17 protein-coding genes are annotated in these 16559 nt (G+C 43.2%); 4 read left to right on the forward strand and 13 right to left on the reverse strand.

Features of this window, described 5'->3' with window-relative positions:
- Positions 1–3 precede the first annotated feature (3 nt).
- Positions 4–594: a thymidine kinase gene (locus tag AVL57_RS13860; RefSeq protein ID WP_057790434.1), complete on the forward strand. Its 591-nt coding sequence runs from the start codon at positions 4–6 to the stop codon at positions 592–594.
- 77 nt (positions 595–671) lie between these two features.
- Positions 672–1166, forward strand: coding sequence for a hypothetical protein (locus AVL57_RS13865; protein ID WP_057790432.1), 495 nt, complete (start codon positions 672–674; stop codon positions 1164–1166).
- A 22-nt stretch (positions 1167–1188) separates the two neighbouring features.
- On the opposite strand, the gene AVL57_RS13870 is transcribed toward AVL57_RS13865, so the two are convergent.
- The 3 genes from AVL57_RS13870 to relB all read right to left on the reverse strand — a co-directional run bounded on the left by AVL57_RS13870 (position 1189) and on the right by relB (position 3391).
- On the reverse strand, positions 1189–2220 hold the full coding sequence (locus AVL57_RS13870) for a LacI family DNA-binding transcriptional regulator (RefSeq protein WP_057790430.1): 1032 nt from the start codon (positions 2218–2220) through the stop codon (positions 1189–1191).
- 246 nt (positions 2221–2466) lie between these two features.
- Entirely contained in the window at positions 2467–3096 is a 630-nt protein-coding gene (upp, locus tag AVL57_RS13875; RefSeq protein ID WP_057790428.1) for a uracil phosphoribosyltransferase, read from the reverse strand.
- Positions 3097–3154: 58 nt separating this feature from the next.
- Positions 3155–3391, reverse strand: a complete 237-nt coding sequence (gene relB / locus AVL57_RS13880; RefSeq protein ID WP_057790426.1) for a type II toxin-antitoxin system RelB family anti-toxin — start codon at positions 3389–3391, stop codon at positions 3155–3157.
- Positions 3392–3872: 481 nt separating this feature from the next.
- On the opposite strand from relB, the gene AVL57_RS13890 reads away from it, so the two are divergent.
- Positions 3873–4328, forward strand: a complete 456-nt coding sequence (locus AVL57_RS13890) for a hypothetical protein (RefSeq protein ID WP_231751125.1) — start codon at positions 3873–3875, stop codon at positions 4326–4328.
- A gap of 135 nt (positions 4329–4463) precedes the next feature.
- Here AVL57_RS13890 and AVL57_RS13895 read toward each other — a convergent pair whose 3' ends face one another.
- The 7 genes from AVL57_RS13895 to fdxA all read right to left on the reverse strand — a co-directional run bounded on the left by AVL57_RS13895 (position 4464) and on the right by fdxA (position 10437).
- The gene (locus tag AVL57_RS13895) at positions 4464–4952 is read right to left on the reverse strand and encodes a WbuC family cupin fold metalloprotein (protein ID WP_057790423.1); all 489 of its coding nucleotides are present in this window, start codon (positions 4950–4952) and stop codon (positions 4464–4466) included.
- Positions 4953–5192: 240 nt separating this feature from the next.
- Complete coding sequence (locus AVL57_RS13900; RefSeq protein WP_057790421.1) at positions 5193–5726, reverse strand: DUF2780 domain-containing protein; 534 nt, start codon at positions 5724–5726, stop codon at positions 5193–5195.
- Positions 5727–5905: 179 nt separating this feature from the next.
- A complete protein-coding gene (locus AVL57_RS13905) occupies positions 5906–6709 on the reverse strand; it encodes a transglutaminase-like domain-containing protein (RefSeq protein WP_057790419.1) in 804 nt (267 codons plus the stop codon).
- The gene (locus AVL57_RS13910) at positions 6709–7941 is read right to left on the reverse strand and encodes a hypothetical protein (RefSeq protein WP_057790417.1); all 1233 of its coding nucleotides are present in this window, start codon (positions 7939–7941) and stop codon (positions 6709–6711) included. The genes AVL57_RS13905 and AVL57_RS13910 overlap by 1 nt, the downstream gene beginning before the upstream one ends.
- A gap of 105 nt (positions 7942–8046) precedes the next feature.
- Entirely contained in the window at positions 8047–9054 is a 1008-nt protein-coding gene (gene ylqF, locus AVL57_RS13915) for a ribosome biogenesis GTPase YlqF (protein ID WP_057790414.1), read from the reverse strand.
- A 178-nt stretch (positions 9055–9232) separates the two neighbouring features.
- Entirely contained in the window at positions 9233–10045 is an 813-nt protein-coding gene (locus AVL57_RS13920) for a TrmH family RNA methyltransferase (protein ID WP_057796007.1), read from the reverse strand.
- A 65-nt stretch (positions 10046–10110) separates the two neighbouring features.
- Entirely contained in the window at positions 10111–10437 is a 327-nt protein-coding gene (gene fdxA / locus AVL57_RS13925; protein ID WP_013783175.1) for a ferredoxin FdxA, read from the reverse strand.
- Positions 10438–10652: 215 nt separating this feature from the next.
- On the opposite strand from fdxA, the gene AVL57_RS13930 reads away from it, so the two are divergent.
- On the forward strand, positions 10653–12332 hold the full coding sequence (locus AVL57_RS13930) for an NAD(P)/FAD-dependent oxidoreductase (protein ID WP_057790412.1): 1680 nt from the start codon (positions 10653–10655) through the stop codon (positions 12330–12332).
- Positions 12333–12403: 71 nt separating this feature from the next.
- Here AVL57_RS13930 and AVL57_RS13935 read toward each other — a convergent pair whose 3' ends face one another.
- The 3 genes from AVL57_RS13935 to AVL57_RS13945 form a co-directional block, all read right to left on the reverse strand.
- Positions 12404–12703: a hypothetical protein gene (locus AVL57_RS13935; RefSeq protein WP_057790410.1), complete on the reverse strand. Its 300-nt coding sequence runs from the start codon at positions 12701–12703 to the stop codon at positions 12404–12406.
- A gap of 8 nt (positions 12704–12711) precedes the next feature.
- Positions 12712–13014, reverse strand: a complete 303-nt coding sequence (locus AVL57_RS13940; RefSeq protein ID WP_057790409.1) for a hypothetical protein — start codon at positions 13012–13014, stop codon at positions 12712–12714.
- Between the two features lie 177 nt (positions 13015–13191).
- Positions 13192–16494 carry a PKD domain-containing protein gene (locus AVL57_RS13945; RefSeq protein ID WP_057790407.1) on the reverse strand — a complete coding sequence of 1101 codons (3303 nt, stop codon included), beginning with the start codon at positions 16492–16494 and terminating at the stop codon, positions 13192–13194.
- Positions 16495–16559 lie beyond the last annotated feature (65 nt).

The raw sequence follows: 16559 nt of genomic DNA on the forward strand, positions 1-16559 counted from the left end.
TTCATGGCTCAACTTTATTTTTATTACTCTGCAATGAACGCAGGAAAATCGACCTCTCTTTTACAATCAGCTTATAACTATCGCGAGAGAGGCATGCACTCTCTGATTTATACCGCTGCTTTTGATGACCGCTATGGCGTAGGAAAAGTAACCTCTAGGATTGGGCTACAAGCCGACGCAAAACTTTATGGAAATGATGACGATCTTTATGAAGCCATAAAACAAGACAATGAAGAAAAGCGCTTAGATTGTATTTTCATTGATGAAGCACAGTTTCTAACACAAGTTCAAGTTCGTCAGCTAATAGAAGTGGTAGACGAATTAGATATCCCCGTTTTGGCTTACGGATTACGTACTGACTTTTTGGGTGGCACTTTCGAAGGAAGCCACTACCTTCTTGCTTGGGCTGATAAGTTGTTCGAACTTAAAACGGTTTGCCACTGTGGGCGCAAAGCGAACTTCGTGGTAAGGCTAGATGAAAAGGGCAATGCGGTTACCGATGGAGATCAAGTACAAATTGGTGGTAACGATCGCTACGAGTCAATGTGCAGAAAGCATTTCAAAGAGTTGGTCTGGGATAAAAACAAAATTTAATGTTTCTTAAACTTCACTCTTTGAAAGTAAGTATATACTTAAACTAATATGTTTGAATCACCTCAAAGAGTGTCGCTTTGGATATAGACCGCTATACAACACTCGTCATTTCATTATCAAAATGCGGATTGGATGAGCAAGATAAACTATCTGCCATAGTGTCGTGCCTTAGACTAAGCATTCCAGCCGCGAACCGAATAAGCTTATGGCGATTCGAAGAAAACAAAACCAGAATTCGGTGCCTTACGTTAAATCAGGATGGTCAAAATTTGCCAACTCATGGTTTATCGCTGTCTGAAGAAGATAGTCCCAATTATTTCGACAACATACTAAACCAAAGTGTTTTAGTAGCTTCAGATGCCCGCAACCACTCTGCCACCAAGTGTTTCAACGAAAATTACTTCAAGCCAAACGACATTTACTCACTAATGGATTTTACCTTCCACCACCACTTCAATCCTATTGGCGTTATATGCTGCGAGAAGACACACTGTGCAATCCAATGGTCACAAAATGATATCGATAACTTAAAGCGTGTGGCGCAAATAACATCTATGTTTTACGACAGCTAGTTACTCAACTTAGCACTCACAACTAAGCGCTAACGGTTTCACCCATTTTTAAGTCAAACGGCAGCACGGTACTTTTCAGCGATTCGCTGAGTAACGCTTGTGCAGCCATCTCGCCTTTAAGTGCACTTGATTGGCAAACAGTGGTTAAATTAGGACGCGTTCTGTCTGCTTCTTCGATACCATCAAAGCCTGTAATTTTTAGTTCTTCAGGTACTTTGATACCCATTGAAAGCGCTGATTGCAGCAGTTCTAGGGCAATAATGTCACTCATACATAAGACGGTATTAGGCCTAGGGTTACTGTTTAACACCTCTTTAGCCGCTTGCTTTGCGAAGCTACGCTCACTTTCTGGAATGTGCCAAACCCAATCATTTGATATTGTTGCTTCACTTTCATCAATTGCTTTCATATAACCGTCTAGTCGGCGATGAGAAATAGAGGTTTGAACTTCTATAAGCGGACTGTCATAAATGCGGCAGGTACTTGGAGATTCAATCAATCGCAGCCCTAAAATGGCAACCTGATCACCTGGGGAAATAGCTTTTTTAGCGATTTGATACGCGGCGTTATAATTATCGATATTAACAGAAGGAAGCCCTTCAATATCAAAATCTACCGTAATAGCAGGTTTACTTTGTCTGGCCAGCTCTTCCGCTAGTTTATAATTGCGTGGTGCGCCATAACAAATGAACCCATCAACGAAATCCACCACATCAAGGATACTTTCTGAGTCGCCCGCATAAAGAAGCAGGTGTTTACCTTGCTGCTGCAATATACTTGAAACCCCTTTGATGAAGGTGCTGGCCACTGGGTCGCTGACGGTATAAGGAATACTATCAGCCAGTACTAGGGCCACAATATTAGAACGCCCTTTTCTTAAGATTTGTGCGGCTTTGTTAGGCCCGGTGTAACCAATGCGATCGCACTCGGCAAGGATATGCTCTCGACGTGCTTTAGATAGTTGATCGGGCCTATTAAATGCATTTGAAATAGTGGCGGTAGACACACCTAACTGCAACGCTACATCTTTAAGTGTCAATTTAGTTTTGGTCATTTTTATTTGTACTATTCCCTGCGTATTTAGCAACAACACTAACGGTAACTATTTACGCGTAAAACACGCTTTAAGCTTACCTATTTGTTGGCTACCCGCTATTTACAGTAAAGATAACCTTAACTATATCACCACTTAAACGATTAAATCACACCTCTTATCGAATACCTACGACTGAAAGGTTTTAAGCGAATGAGGAATGAATACTATTGGGCTAAGTTACCTTAATCCCTATCGGTCTTGTGACTACCGTGTTCCAAATATTTTATCGCCTGCATCACCTAATCCAGGCAATATGTAGCCCTTTTCGTCCAGTCGGTGGTCAATAGCAGCAGTGAAAATCTCTACATCAGGATGGGCATCGACCACAGCTTTAATACCTTCTGGCGCCGCTACTAAAAAGAGCCCCATGATTTTCTTACAACCCTTTTGCTTCAGTAGGTCGATGGTGGCAATTAACGTACCGCCAGTCGCAAGCATTGGGTCAACGATTAACGCGGTGCGTTCGTCAATGTTTTTTACTACTTTGTCAAAGTAGGCAACAGGCTGCAGTGTGTCTTCGTCGCGATACAAACCAACCACACTAATTTTTGCATTAGGGATTAGCTCTAATACGCCCTCTAGCATGCCCAACCCAGCACGAAGGATGGGGACTACGGTAATCTTCTTACCTTTAATTTGTTTAACTTCAACATCATCACCAGACCAACTTTTTATCACCGCACGCTCTGTGGGTAGCGTTCGAGTTGCCTCGTATGTCAGTAAGTTACCTACTTCTGATGCTAACTCTCGAAAGTCTTTACTGCTAATTTTGGCGTAACGCATCAACCCTAATTTGTGTGCAATTAATGGGTGAGTTATTTCATGAACGGCCATTTTACTTCCTTAAGTATCTGTTTTACACAGTTTAACCGCTCATTCCATTTAGGCAAAATTAACCTAACGTATTTTCTCCTACATTCACGGTGCTACCGTCAGGTAATGTCATTTCTATTTTGATGCTTCCCCCAACTGCCGCTAGGTAAGCCGACGCTCTATGAAGAGGTACATCTTGAATGCGTTTCGACTCAAGTTTACTTACGCCAGAAGCAGTAACGCAAAGCGCCATCGCCACGACTTCTTGTTTTACTCTGTGTTGCTTTCTAATTTCACCTAACGTTAATTCTCTCATTGTTTTGCCGCCGATATATTTTGGGCATAAAAAAACCCAGATAGTTTAACCTTTCTGGGCTTTTGCAAAACATTCTTACTTTTATGCTATGCCCAGAAGCGAATACTTGCCCCTGAACACTCAGCGTCAGGCGCTATTATTGGGTATAATTGTAAAAGTAATTAAAGGTAACGTTTTGCATGATGAATTCTCTTTCGTGGTTAAAATGCGCACTTGCGCTGCTCACTTATCCTTTACCATACCATTATTAAGTGCAATCACAACAACTTTCCATTTTGGAATCTTTCTACTTAAAACGAACGATAGTATTGAGTTAACCGTAATCAAAGAAGGCTATCCGCATATTATATATGGATTATATTTAAGCTTTGAAGGAATGACAATTTCACTCTCCTTTACTAGAAACTTACACTTTACTTGGCAACTTTAGTGTCTAAAATCACTCTTAAGGTTATCTTTAGCTACCTCAAAAATTATAATTATGAAATTACTAGTTCCCTTTTTAGTTGCTACTGCCGTGTTAGCAGGCTGTGCCGGAAAACCAGACCATCGAGATCAAGGTGAAGTGTTTTTCGAAACCAAAATTAACCCCGACGGCACCAAATTATTTGCCTTTAGCATTGGTATGCCGAGCCGAGGCAACCGAGAAGACGGCAACGGTCAGCGCCCCTCTCGAGGCGGTGAAGGTGGTGGTCGCGGCGGCAGAAGTGGCGGCCAAAACGGTGGCGGAGAAACTAGGGGCGGTAACGATCGTGATGCCGAACGTATGGAAGCTTTTTACGATACATTGCGTGAAAAGTTATTTGAAACGCAATATTGTCGTAATGGCTATATTGAAATTGATACTCATGAAACTGAAGGCCGTTATCACCTTCTAGGCGAGTGCCAAGAATCAGCGTCAGAGGAAGATAAACTCAAATTTGCCAATCCTTATTAACTGATAAGTCATCGCTCATACACCTATTAATCGCGGTATGGGCGATCACTTTTCATGTTTGGATAAATATGAAAAGTGCTAACGCATGTTGGATGGAACGTTAATCACAAGCTTCTGTTGCAAGCACAATAAACGTTAAAACTGCGCACCTAGTTCCGCCCCTTTTAGTTTTTCTAAAAAAGCCGCAACCGCCACCTCGCCTTCTTCAGGCGCCCAACTTGCAAAACCCTTGTCGTCCATGACTTCGTAGGGCCCTTGTTTCACTTCCATAAATACCACTGGCTCAAAACAAACCGTGGCATGCCATACGTTAGGCGGGATCTCTACCCCTACACAATCACCACCAGCGCTTAAGGTTATGCGCTTAGTTAACACAGAATTATCATCGAAAAATAGTAAATCGATACTCCCTTCCACAGCCATAAAAAACTCCCATTTATGCTGTTGGGTATGGCGATGCGGACGAACATAAGAGTCTGGCTCCATTGCAATGAATAGGCGCTGGACTAAATCTTCATAACTTTTATGAACGTTGTGGTTCGCTCTTCGTCTTGGGCTACTTTTCGCACTTTCTTTAAGTGCGTCGCGCTGTTCGTGATTAAAAAGCTGGATATCGTTAAGCATGACACCTTCCTTGTATTGCTTTTTTAACAGGGTTGCCTGTCTTCGACGCCCAAAAGGGCTAAAGGGCTGCACATTTAGATTAACGCGTAGTCCGGTCAACGAGGGCTTCTCGTATTTTGTAGTAGCCTCTACGTTAGCATCGACAGTGTTGAGAAAGCAAAAAGACGAGCATATTGCTCGCCTTTGTCATTCGGTCACAGTCTGAGCCTTCGGCTCAGCATTTTATGTTAGCCTATTAGCTTAACCGCTGAACTTGCCTAAACCTTCAACCAATAGTGCTTTAATCTCTTGCCCTTGCTCGGTATCAAGGTAAGCTTTTGCACTATTCACAATTTGCATGATTTGCTCAGGTTCTAGGCCTAGCGCCTCAAATTGCTTGTTTAATTCATTCACTGACTTAAAACTATCGCTATAACTTGCGGCTTTATCAAGAATACTGCTTAAACCGCCTTCAGAAGTTACGTTGCTAATATCAGGTACTGAGCCTAATAGAGATTCAAGCCCTGGCAACGAGTTACTTAACTGACTGAACTGGCTAGCTGAAATATTGTCTTTTGCGTAGTTGAAGATAGATGCTAAGCCACCTGTCGCTTGAGATTCAGTAATGCCTACCGCGTCACTGACTGAACGGGTCATGTCAGAAATATTGGGCACCGCTTCAACTTCTTCGGTCATACCAAACAAGCCTTTAAGGGAATCCAACCATCCTTCGGCATGGCTTTGAGGGGCAACGATAAGTCCTGATACTAAAACAAGAGCGTATATTTTCTTCATAATTATTTTTATTGTGAGCAGGGTGCTAAGGGCGCTGCCGACAATCCATCCTTAGTGATTTTAAGAGCCACAATTCTATGCGTATTTAAAATTATCGCAATTAGGCAAAAGGATAAAACTACGCCCTAGCACTTATTCGTACAGGGCTGAGTTATTATTTTAGGGAGGGGCTAATGCGGTTAGGGCTTACTACGAAGAGAGTGAAGTTGCTCTGGCATTAGTACGAAGGCTCTTGCAAGCCCCATCCCATAACCCGGCCCTTCATTGTCTAGTTCAGAGGCTGGCAAATAAAATTGCTGTGTTGCATTTGAGCGATATAAGGCTGAATCTACAATGTGCCATTGTCCATTATGCCAAACTTCAGTCCAAGCGTGTCCAAACGCATTGACATGATCAGTTTGCTCAACAATGACAGTACCAATAATGACTCTTGCAGATAGACCTAAAGAGCGGGCTAGTGCCGCTGTAAGTACCGCATATTCGGTGCAATCACCGCTACGTTGGCTAGCAACCACCGAAGCAATGTTAAAACCGTGAATATAGTTTGGGTCAACGATATAGCCAGCAACAAAGGCTGTAAGATGTTCTAGCTCAAAGGGGAGATCCCCGTAAGCTTGTTGATAGCTAGCAACGAACGCTTTCGTACTGGGCTCACTCAAATCCATAACAAAACTATCTGCGCTATGCTTGTCGTTGGCTGGTTTAACAAAACGAGGCATTGAAGATAAGGTAATCGATAAGCGATTATCGCCCACGTGCTCAGCAGTAACGCCCTGCCAATCTGCTAAATTAGTCGCTAGCTTGGCTGAGTTTGATGATACCAACTCAAAATTAATCTGTTTTGAAAGCGGCAAAGCCTGACCTTCAGCAAGCTCGATACCTATTTCAGCAATAGAGGGCACAGACTGCGCACTTGCTGTATAAGTAAACGCAAAGCCAAATAGTAGGCTCAACCCAATAGATAACCGGCTTGAAAACCGCATTATAATGTTGGGTTCCCTTCAAAATGCATTAACACCATGTCCATCTTGAGCCCACCTTGTTGCATAATACCTTTACTAATGACGCCTTTTTTGTCAGACAACATAGTCATGACCATTGGACCCATGTCAATCTTGATGTTGCCATTTGGATTATCAGCCATCTCGGTGATAACAACCTCAATTGCAGCGGTAGGATCGGCGTCAGCCGTCCACATGTAGAAACTGCCGGAGTTACTGTCTGAGTTGAGTATATTAACTGATTCCAAATAGCTGCCGTAGTTTGATAGTAACCAGTCTTTATGGGCCAGTTCAATTTCTACCGGTTTACCCTGCAGCTCTCCTTTTACCTGCCAAGCATCTTCAACATAATTAATTTCAAAGCTTGATGCCATAGTGCTATTTTCAATGGAGTATTCGCTTGCGTTAATTAAAGAACCATCTGGACTGCTCCAAGAAAAAGCGACAGAGTCTGAACGAGCAATTGATGTTTCATCTACGGGGATCATAAATGCTGTCCCTACTTCAATTTCAACATCGCCTTCGTTATCTTCAATATATTTTTCACGGGTGAACCCCATGGGGATGTCATTTATTAATACTTGATAGGTAGACTTATAGAATTCTGGAGACGGTTGTGCCTCGGTAAATGCGCGTACGAATGACTTAAAAACCGCAACAAACGCGTCCTGATAACCCATTTCATTATGAATGCAGACTTGCAAACTATTATCAGTTTCAGCAGACAGGCCTTTTAAAAGGCCTGATACCTTTTCATCACCCTCACCCAACGTATATAAAGTATCGAGTGAAAGGTAAGGCGTTGCGTCTACTACACCTACATCAATGGCATAGTTAAATTGACCAGAAAGCGTTTTTTCATTCAATGTTTCAACACCCGACAAGCTATATTCTACAATTGAATATAGCGAGTTGGCTGGGCCATCAAATTCATTAAATGCGTAACATTCTACTGGTGAATCGGTACCTATATCGATGGTGTAGTACCACGTACCGTCAGAAGCATCTTGCAAAGTAGCTTGCCCCAACACCGAGCTATTTACTTGGAAATCGGCTATTTCTATAGGTGAAGTGTTAGTGACTTTCGTATCTCTTCCCATTGCCTCTTTGAACCAGCCTGGAAAATCGTTAAGGTTGACTAATTCAACAGCACTTACATTAAACGCTAAAAAACTTGAGAATGATAAAGAGGTAACAATACTGCCTAACTTCATAAATAGTCGTTCCTTGATTATATGTCACTGGTTAGCAAGTGCTCTGCTTGCTCAATTAATTTACAATACGTCTTTTATGCGAATATTTCTATATCCTTTTGCGCGTTACTTCTTGGCGTTTTTCTTCATTCTTATACTTTGTGCTTCACGCTTTTCATTTCGTTTTTCTTTTCTAGCTTTTTTATCTGGCGTGAGCGAGCCATCTTTGAACCTTTGCTTGCGCTTAGCGTTATCAGCCGCTTTCTTTGCTGCCGCTTCTGCTATTTCACGTTTTTCGACTTCAATCATCTCTGGTGTTTCTAGGGTTATTCGGCCTAATTTACCTGATTGCAGTTCATTCAATAACACTTCACATATTTTATGAAGATTAACACGACCGCCAGTCATTATCGCGCCCCGCTTTTTCGCCGCGGCTTCTAAAAACTCGATTTCAGTGTCGGGAATGTCTTCTAATTTGTAATTTGTTTTTAGCACTTCAGGATACGCTTTAATTAGGTAATCGGCAGCGTAAAACCCTACATCATCATATTCCATTGCGGTGTTCTTAACCGCCCCTGAAGACGCTAAACGATATATAGAATTGGGGTTTTCCAGCTTTGGCCATAACACACCTGGGGTATCGAAAAGCACAATGCCATCACCTAAATTAATACGTTGCTGGCTTTTAGTAACCGCTGGCTCGTTACCGGTTTTAGCAATAATACGGTCGGCCAAAATGTTGATAAGCGTAGATTTCCCTACGTTAGGTATTCCCGTGATCATGGCTTTAATCACTTTATGCTGCACGTCTTTATGTGCACAAATGGTTTTAATCAGCCCCATAACTTGTTTACTACTAGCAGGATTATCGCTAGAAGTAGTAAGGGTTTTAACCCCCCGTTCAGATTCCAAGTATGCTTGCCACTGCGCCGTTATTTCGGGGTCGGCCAAATCGTATTTATTGAGAATTTTTATGCACGGCTTATCGCCTCGTAATTTTGCAATCTCTGGGTTTTCGCTTGAAAACGGGATGCGTGCATCTAGCACTTCAATCAGTACATCTACCTGACTAAGCGATTCCTTAATCTCTTTAAGGGCTTTGTGCATGTGCCCAGGAAACCATTGTAAGGCCACTGTTATTATCCTTTTCGGGTGTGATACCAAGCTATTAGCACTTTGCTAATGTCTAGGCTGTTATCAAGCTAATGAGGAACAAGCGAATAACGCTAAGCCGCATTAATTTTTTAATAATGTATTAACTGCATATTGTCGCACTAGGGTGAATATATGATGGAATAGCCTTAGTAAAAGACTAACGGGACAACTCATAAACACACATATTCACGGCGCTGGCTAAGTTAAGCGAATCTATCTTACCACTGCCAGCTATGGTGTATGCCTTGGCATTAAACTGAGAAAGCGCCGCTTTAGGAACGCCGCGGGCCTCATTACCAAATAAGTAGCAATCGAAATCTGAAAACGACGATGTGGTAACGGCTTCACCTGCCATATCTAAATAGGCGAAACGGTTGAAGCGAGTTTGCAATGTATCTAGGCTCACGTCTAATTCAATGGGCACGTGAAATATTGCCCCCATACTCGAACGCACCACTTTAGAATTAAAAGGGTCTACACTGCTAGGGCTCAGTAACAAGGTAAAATTATCGAACCAGGCTAATGTTCTTATTATAGTGCCCAAATTTCCTGGGTCTTGAACTTCGTGCAGATACACGTAACGCTGCTTACCTGTATGTTTAAGCTCTTTCTTCGAAACTTCATTCGACACTTGCTCTAGAGTATCGGCCGCACTAGCTTTTGAGCTAGCTCTACAGCTAGGCAGTGGCACACAGGCAATGATACCTTGCGGCGTTTTAGTATCACTTAGCTGCGACATTTGCTTTTGGTTAACGTTTACAACCGTAAAACCCGAATTAAGGGCCCTCGCCTTCTGTTCAAAGTCATCGGTGATGTAAAGCGTGATAGATTCTGCACTTGGCTTTTCACTAGTATGAGCATTTACCGCCTTAAGAAGCTCCAGTACCAAATGCTCGCCTTCCACTAAATAAAAGCCGAATTGGCCACGGTATTTTTTCTGATGCAGCTTTTTAACATCATCAAGTTTCATCATTTTATTTTTCCGTTTTAGGAGGCGAAGCACACAGGTGCATTTTTGTTTATTAACCGTGCACGCTATTCGTGTTCAAGCAAGGCGAGTTTATCTGGCACACCATTCCATACATCGGCGTCTTCAGGCGGCGCTTTAAGCTCGATGATGTTAGGCCATTTCGCGGCAAGTTCTTCGTTGATGGCCAAATACGGTTTTTGCGCATCAGTGAGGTGTGTGTCTTGAACGATAGCGTCTGCAGGACATTCAGGCACACATAGCGCGCAATCAATACAGATTGCGGGATCTATAGCTAAAAAATTGGGGCCTTCGAAAAATGCATCCACTGGGCAAACGGCCACACAGTCTGTGTATTTACAGTTTATGCAATTGTCTGTCACTACAAAGGTCATTTCCACCCACATGCTTAGGTTATTATTCCAGGGGGCCAAGTTTAAATTAGCCAGTGTAAAACTCAAATTTCTTTTTCCTCTATTATTCTAGGGTAAATAAGCTAATTAACCCACTGCTTAACCCCGATTGCAGCTAGTATTAGTCTTGATGCTGATTTACCATACGCGCGCCCTGACGGAGAGGCCGTCCGGCAAAGCCAAGAGTACCTATTATCATGTTGCGTTTAACCGATATTAAATTACCGCTAGATCACGATGAAGTTGCGATAGAAAACGCAATTTTGCACAAGCTTCAAATCACAAAATCGATGCTACTTGAAACCACGGTATTTAAACGAGGTTACGATGCTCGTAATAATAGAGACATCCAACTTATTTACACCCTTGATGTATCGGTAGAAAACGAAGCTGCGATGCTCGAAAAATTCGCCAAAGATACCAGCGTGCGATTAACCCCTGACATGCGTTATAAGTTTGTTGCCACTGCACCAAGTGATATTACCGACCGTCCAGTGGTGGTTGGTCTTGGGCCTTGCGGTCTATTCGCCGCACTGATTTTGGCACAAATGGGTTTCAAACCCATTGTACTTGAGCGAGGCAAAGCCGTTCGTGAACGTACCAAAGACACCTTTGGTTTTTGGCGTAAACAACCATTAAACCCAGAGTCAAATGTACAATTTGGTGAAGGCGGTGCAGGCACCTTTTCTGACGGTAAGCTATACAGCCAAGTTAAAGATCGCAAGCATTATGGCCGCAAGGTACTAAACGAATTTGTTGCTGCTGGCGCCCCTGAAGAAATTATGTACGTGAGTAAGCCGCATATTGGGACGTTTAAACTGGTGAGCATGGTAGAGAAAATGCGGGAGCAGATCATTTCTCTTGGCGGTGAAATTCGCTTTAGCACGCGGGTAGAACGCTTGGATTTAGACAGCCCTGAAGCGGAGATAAATAGCCTTGAAGCCGATATAAATAGCCCTAGTGCCGATGAAAAAAGCCATAAAATTAAAGGGCTTTTCTTATCTGACGGTAGCTATCTCCCCTGCACCAAGGTAATTATGGCAATAGGCCACAGCGCACGAGATACCTTCCAATCGCTTTATGACCAAGGTGTGTACATAGAAGCTAAACCTTTTTCAATAGGTTTTAGAATTGAACACGAGCAAAGCATGATCGACAGTTGTCGATTTGGCGATAACGCTGGAAACCCTATTTTGGGCGCAGCCGACTACAAGCTCGTACATCACTGTAGAAATGGCCGCACCGTATACAGCTTTTGTATGTGCCCAGGTGGAACTGTCGTGGCAGCGGCATCGGAGCCTGGCCGCGTAGTCACCAATGGCATGAGCCAATACTCTCGCCATGAACGAAACGCCAACAGCGCTATTGTGGTAGGTATAACCCCTGAAAAAGACTACCCAGAACACCCGTTGGCAGGCATAGATCTTCAGCGCAGATTAGAAGAACTGGCTTATAAAGTTGGCGGCGAAAACTACCACGCACCCGCCCAGCTTATTGGCGATTTTTTAGCAGGTAAGCCAAGTGAAGAAGTGGGTGAAGTGAAGCCCTCTTATACCCCAGGTATTACACTGACTGATTTAAGTAAGGTAGTTCCCGATTTTGTTATCGAATCTATCCGCGAAGCCATTCCCGCATTTAACCGTCAAATCAAAGGCTTTGCTAAGGCTGATGGTATGCTCACAGGCGTTGAAACCCGTACATCCTCTCCTGTATGCATTAAACGTGACAAACAATACGAAAGCGTAAATATTGAAGGCTTGTACCCTGCCGGTGAAGGTGCAGGTTATGCCGGAGGCATTTGGTCCGCTGGTATTGATGGCATACGTGTAGCAGAAGCGGTAGCTCTGGCTTTGGTCCCCTCTAATTCTAATAACTAGCACCGAGTCGCATTCGCGACGTGGCTTTTATTAGCAGAATACGGTCAGTTTTGCTGCTGACCGTTAGAGAGTCATTTAAGCAAACCAAATAAACGCCATTTCTTTCGATGCTGTGCCAGCGGAACTCTTACTACCCGCTCGTCAGTATCGCAAGGCTCGACTTTGGCATCCACTTTAACATTTATAAGTTCAAGCGCTAATTGCTGAGCATAAGCTTCATCAACACCACTTACCAAGGTAAAGCGCTCAAGTGAGCTAATGGCTTTAGCCATTTGAATCACCTTCGACAGCGGCAAATCAACCAGAGTACGCAGCACTTTTAGTGCAGACACCGTATCAATATTACTTCCACTTACAATGACTTTATACATAGTTGGCTCTATTCGTCTTCGGTTTCAGATTCTTGCATTTTAGTACTGCTAGAGCTGCTTGAACTGCTTGAACTGCTACTAGCACCTCCACCAATGGCAAGCCCACCCATACCAGCTAGCCCTATGCCTGCTGCACCTAATCCGATTTCACCAATCGTTGCAGCACCAGCCAAGGCGATAGGAACCGTTGCTAATCCAGCGGTAGAAACTATTGCAATCCCAAGCCCTACCATAGCAATACCAACGCCGATTTGCTCCCATTCATAGCCGCCAGCCACTTGATTTAATTCTAATTCAGTGAGTTGTTTCATTTCCTTGCTTTCCTTTTTAAGTATTCAATTAATTCGCTAGTGTTGTCTAGCAAGGAAAGCTTACTAATAGAGGAGAAAGTAAAATACTGATCTTCGGCTTAGTTATCGAGCAGTTTTAACCTTTTATAACAAAAAAGGGCCGTTAGGCCCCTTTAATTATCTGCGTTAATTAAGCAATCAATTGTCACCTAACTGTTCTGCCGTCGCGCGCAAGTTATTTGCGTTTTCAACGAACTGTGCGGCTATTGTCGTATCTTCAAAAAGGTAGTTGAAGTCAATATAATCCCCCTCACCTTCATCAGAAACGAAAACCGAAAACCCAGTCGTACTCAAAGAAAGATACACTCTACCACCCACATCTATGCTTCCATCATCGTTTAATGAGTAGCCAAAACTGTCATCTACTTCTGAGTAAGTGCTGTCGGTGTAGATAACCACATTGGTACCATCAAACTGTAAATAAGTGGCAGACCATTCACCGTTTTGTGATGCGTCTACCAAAACTAGACTCTTATCTTTTAACGAATCAAACGAAGCAACTGAAGTTCCTTCTCTTAACACCGTTTCATAATCATCAGCCTGTTGCTGTGTTTCAAAAAACGGGACTGGCGCGCCTAGATGAGCACCTATTAACACGTCATCAGAAGACAGTAGAAATGCTTGAAGCGCATTCGGCGCCGTAACATCACCTGCCTGTAGAAGAATAGTGTTGTCTGCTGCAACCAAGTAACTTCCACTTTCACTGCCCTGGGGCAATCCTTCGAAGGTTCGAGTATAAGTTTCGTCGGCCTCTAGGCTCAATGTTATAGATGCGTCGTCGACTGTGTACAACCCGTTTTGCTCAACCCCATATATGGTTGTACCCATATAATCTGAGGGTGCCACTAAATTTACAAACGCTTGAGGCGGTAGCGCTGGTAAATGCGGGTGTTCAGGCAGTGTTGCGGTTACAGGACGATTCGCCTGTTTTGACACTCGGCGGTTATCTTGAGTAAAGTAATCAACTATACCATCGAATCCACCGCGGCCATCTTGTTGGCTAAAATCAAATTCGTGCAGATTTGTAATATGATAGGCATCGCCAACTTGGGCAAATATCGACCATGTGCGACTGTTATATAAATAACAATCCGCTGATTCGTCAAAACAACCTGGCCAACTATAGTCAGTAAAGCGGTAGCGGTTTATTTTTAGTTCCCCATTCGCTTCCACTGACCAACTTCCATACATCACCAAAATTTCTTCCGTTGTAATTTTGCCGTCACCGTTATCATCACCCACCTCAATGGTATAGGCCTTTCCATTCGGCCAAAGCTCCCACCAAAATTCATTAAGGCTATCTCCATCAAAAGCGTAACTATAGATACCTGGTACTGATGCCACGTCGAACTTATCTTCATCGGTTATGGTACCTCCAGCATCTACTTTGAATGAGTCACTTTGCCCATCTGACGAGATTCCACTAACCGCATAAAGATTATTGTCGCTGGAGTCTGTAAGTTGCACGTAGGACTGTGTTGTCCCATTGTCAAACGTAATAACTAGCTCGTTAATGTCTGGGTTCAACGCGTAGGGTTGCTTCACCCATGTAAAATCATTATCTACAACACGGGTACTACCTGTTCCATCCTGATTAAATTCGAATGTGTCTGAAGCCCAAGAAAAAGTAAATAAATTGCTGTTATCAGTATCGAATAACGAATCAGTGATGGGGAGCGATAACGCCTTGTTATCGGCACTATCAATAACAATTTCTTTGGCGTTATTTAACGCAATTCCAGTAACTTGCGCTGGTCCATCTATAATATTGTGAATATCTTCCAATTCACCATTGGGGTAATACTTTGAGTAAAGTGACGTCACTTCAAACGTCACTACACCATCTTGCTCACTTAGCGGTAAAAATGTGATTTCATGGTAAGCATATTCAACGTCAACTCTTAGTAAATCCCCATCAACGTTTACAGTTTCAACTTGATAGAAATGATACTCTCCGTATTCAAATTCCAATGTTATTTCATTGTCATCACTAAAGCGCTCAGCTTCAAACGTGCCTAAATAGTTGCTATAAGTAGCCGTCGTATCACTGGTTAACGTAAGTTTTTTGCCTGGGTAGCTAATTAGCGGATTGTAGTAATCAAGCAGAAAGTAGGTGGTAATCGACGAATCTAAATCACTATCTACTAGCTCTGGGTCTGCAATAATTTCTTCGTAGGCTGACTCATAAGCCTCGGTATCTTCAATAGTTTCAATATAGGCTGTGGAAGCTTCTGGATTTTGGGCTAGTGCTAGCGTATCAGCAATACCTTCAGGAAGGGCCAAGCTGGCATCATCGCCCGCTTTATCTATTGCCACTTTAATCGCGGTGGCCAACGCAAATTTCTCTTGTTGTGAAACCCGAAGATTCAGTGCCGTTAGCGTTGCGTCATCGACGATGGGCGCGCCCAGGTTTTCTCGCTGCATTAAACCGGCGTTTGCAGTGGTAACGTTGGTCACATTCACGCCGAAAAAATCATCTTTCGTTACCTCGCCGTCACCGTTAGAGGCTTCATTGAGTGCTTCAACCGACCCCAGCATCGACATAAGTTTAGCTTGCGTTTGCGATCCTACACCACTAGCTACAATAGACACCATTTTATCAGTCGCATCATCATCCACACTCAATGTAGCAGAATAACTTCCATCGCTACCAGCCGTCACTACTTGTTGCTCATCGCCTACATGAATGACTAAGTTTGCATCAATAATCGGGGAATCGGTCACTAGGCCTGTTAGTGTTAAATCAACTGTTTTATGAAGCACATTAACGTTAACCGTTTCAGTCGTCGTCTCACCTTCATCATCTTCTACGGTAAGCACAAAGGATAAGGTTTCATCACTGTCTACTGAAGGTGCAATAAAGGAAAGCGTTGCGGTAGTCGCCCCGCTTAGCTCAACCTCTATACCGCCCGTTTGCATCCACAAATAGCTGGCAATTTCACCGTCGTCTTCAGCTACCGCATCAATAGAGTGAGCCTCTTTCTCTTCTACTTCTTGTGCTGATATTGAGATTGTCGGCGATGCGTTGATGTGAGTAACTGTGACAGACACACTATCTGTGGCAGTCGCCCCAGCATCATCAGTTACAGTCAGTTCGAACGTAAGTGTTTCGGAAGGTTTCACATCTGGGGCGGTAAATTCAGCAGAAGCTTGGTCGGCATTTGTTAACGTCACCGCTACGCCTTCGGTTTGCACCCAATTATAAGATGCAATAGTACCGTCATCATCTACACCACTACCGGAAAGTGTAACCTGCGTATTTTCGTCAACGGTTGCATCCTCGCCGGCTTGAGCGACGGGGGCAACATTAACCACCTCTTCATTAACCGACTCTTCTTCGTTAACAATAACATTTTCTTTGTCATCGTCGTTACAACCTGACAAGGCTAGTACCAGTGACGCAGCGATAATGCTTTTCTTATAATTTGCTCTGATGAACATGAAACACTTCCTTATACTTTTTATTGGTTAAACATTAAACTAAAAAAGCATAAACCTAATCGCCC

The organism is Alteromonas stellipolaris, assembly GCF_001562115.1.
Lineage (GTDB): Bacteria > Pseudomonadota > Gammaproteobacteria > Enterobacterales > Alteromonadaceae > Alteromonas > Alteromonas stellipolaris.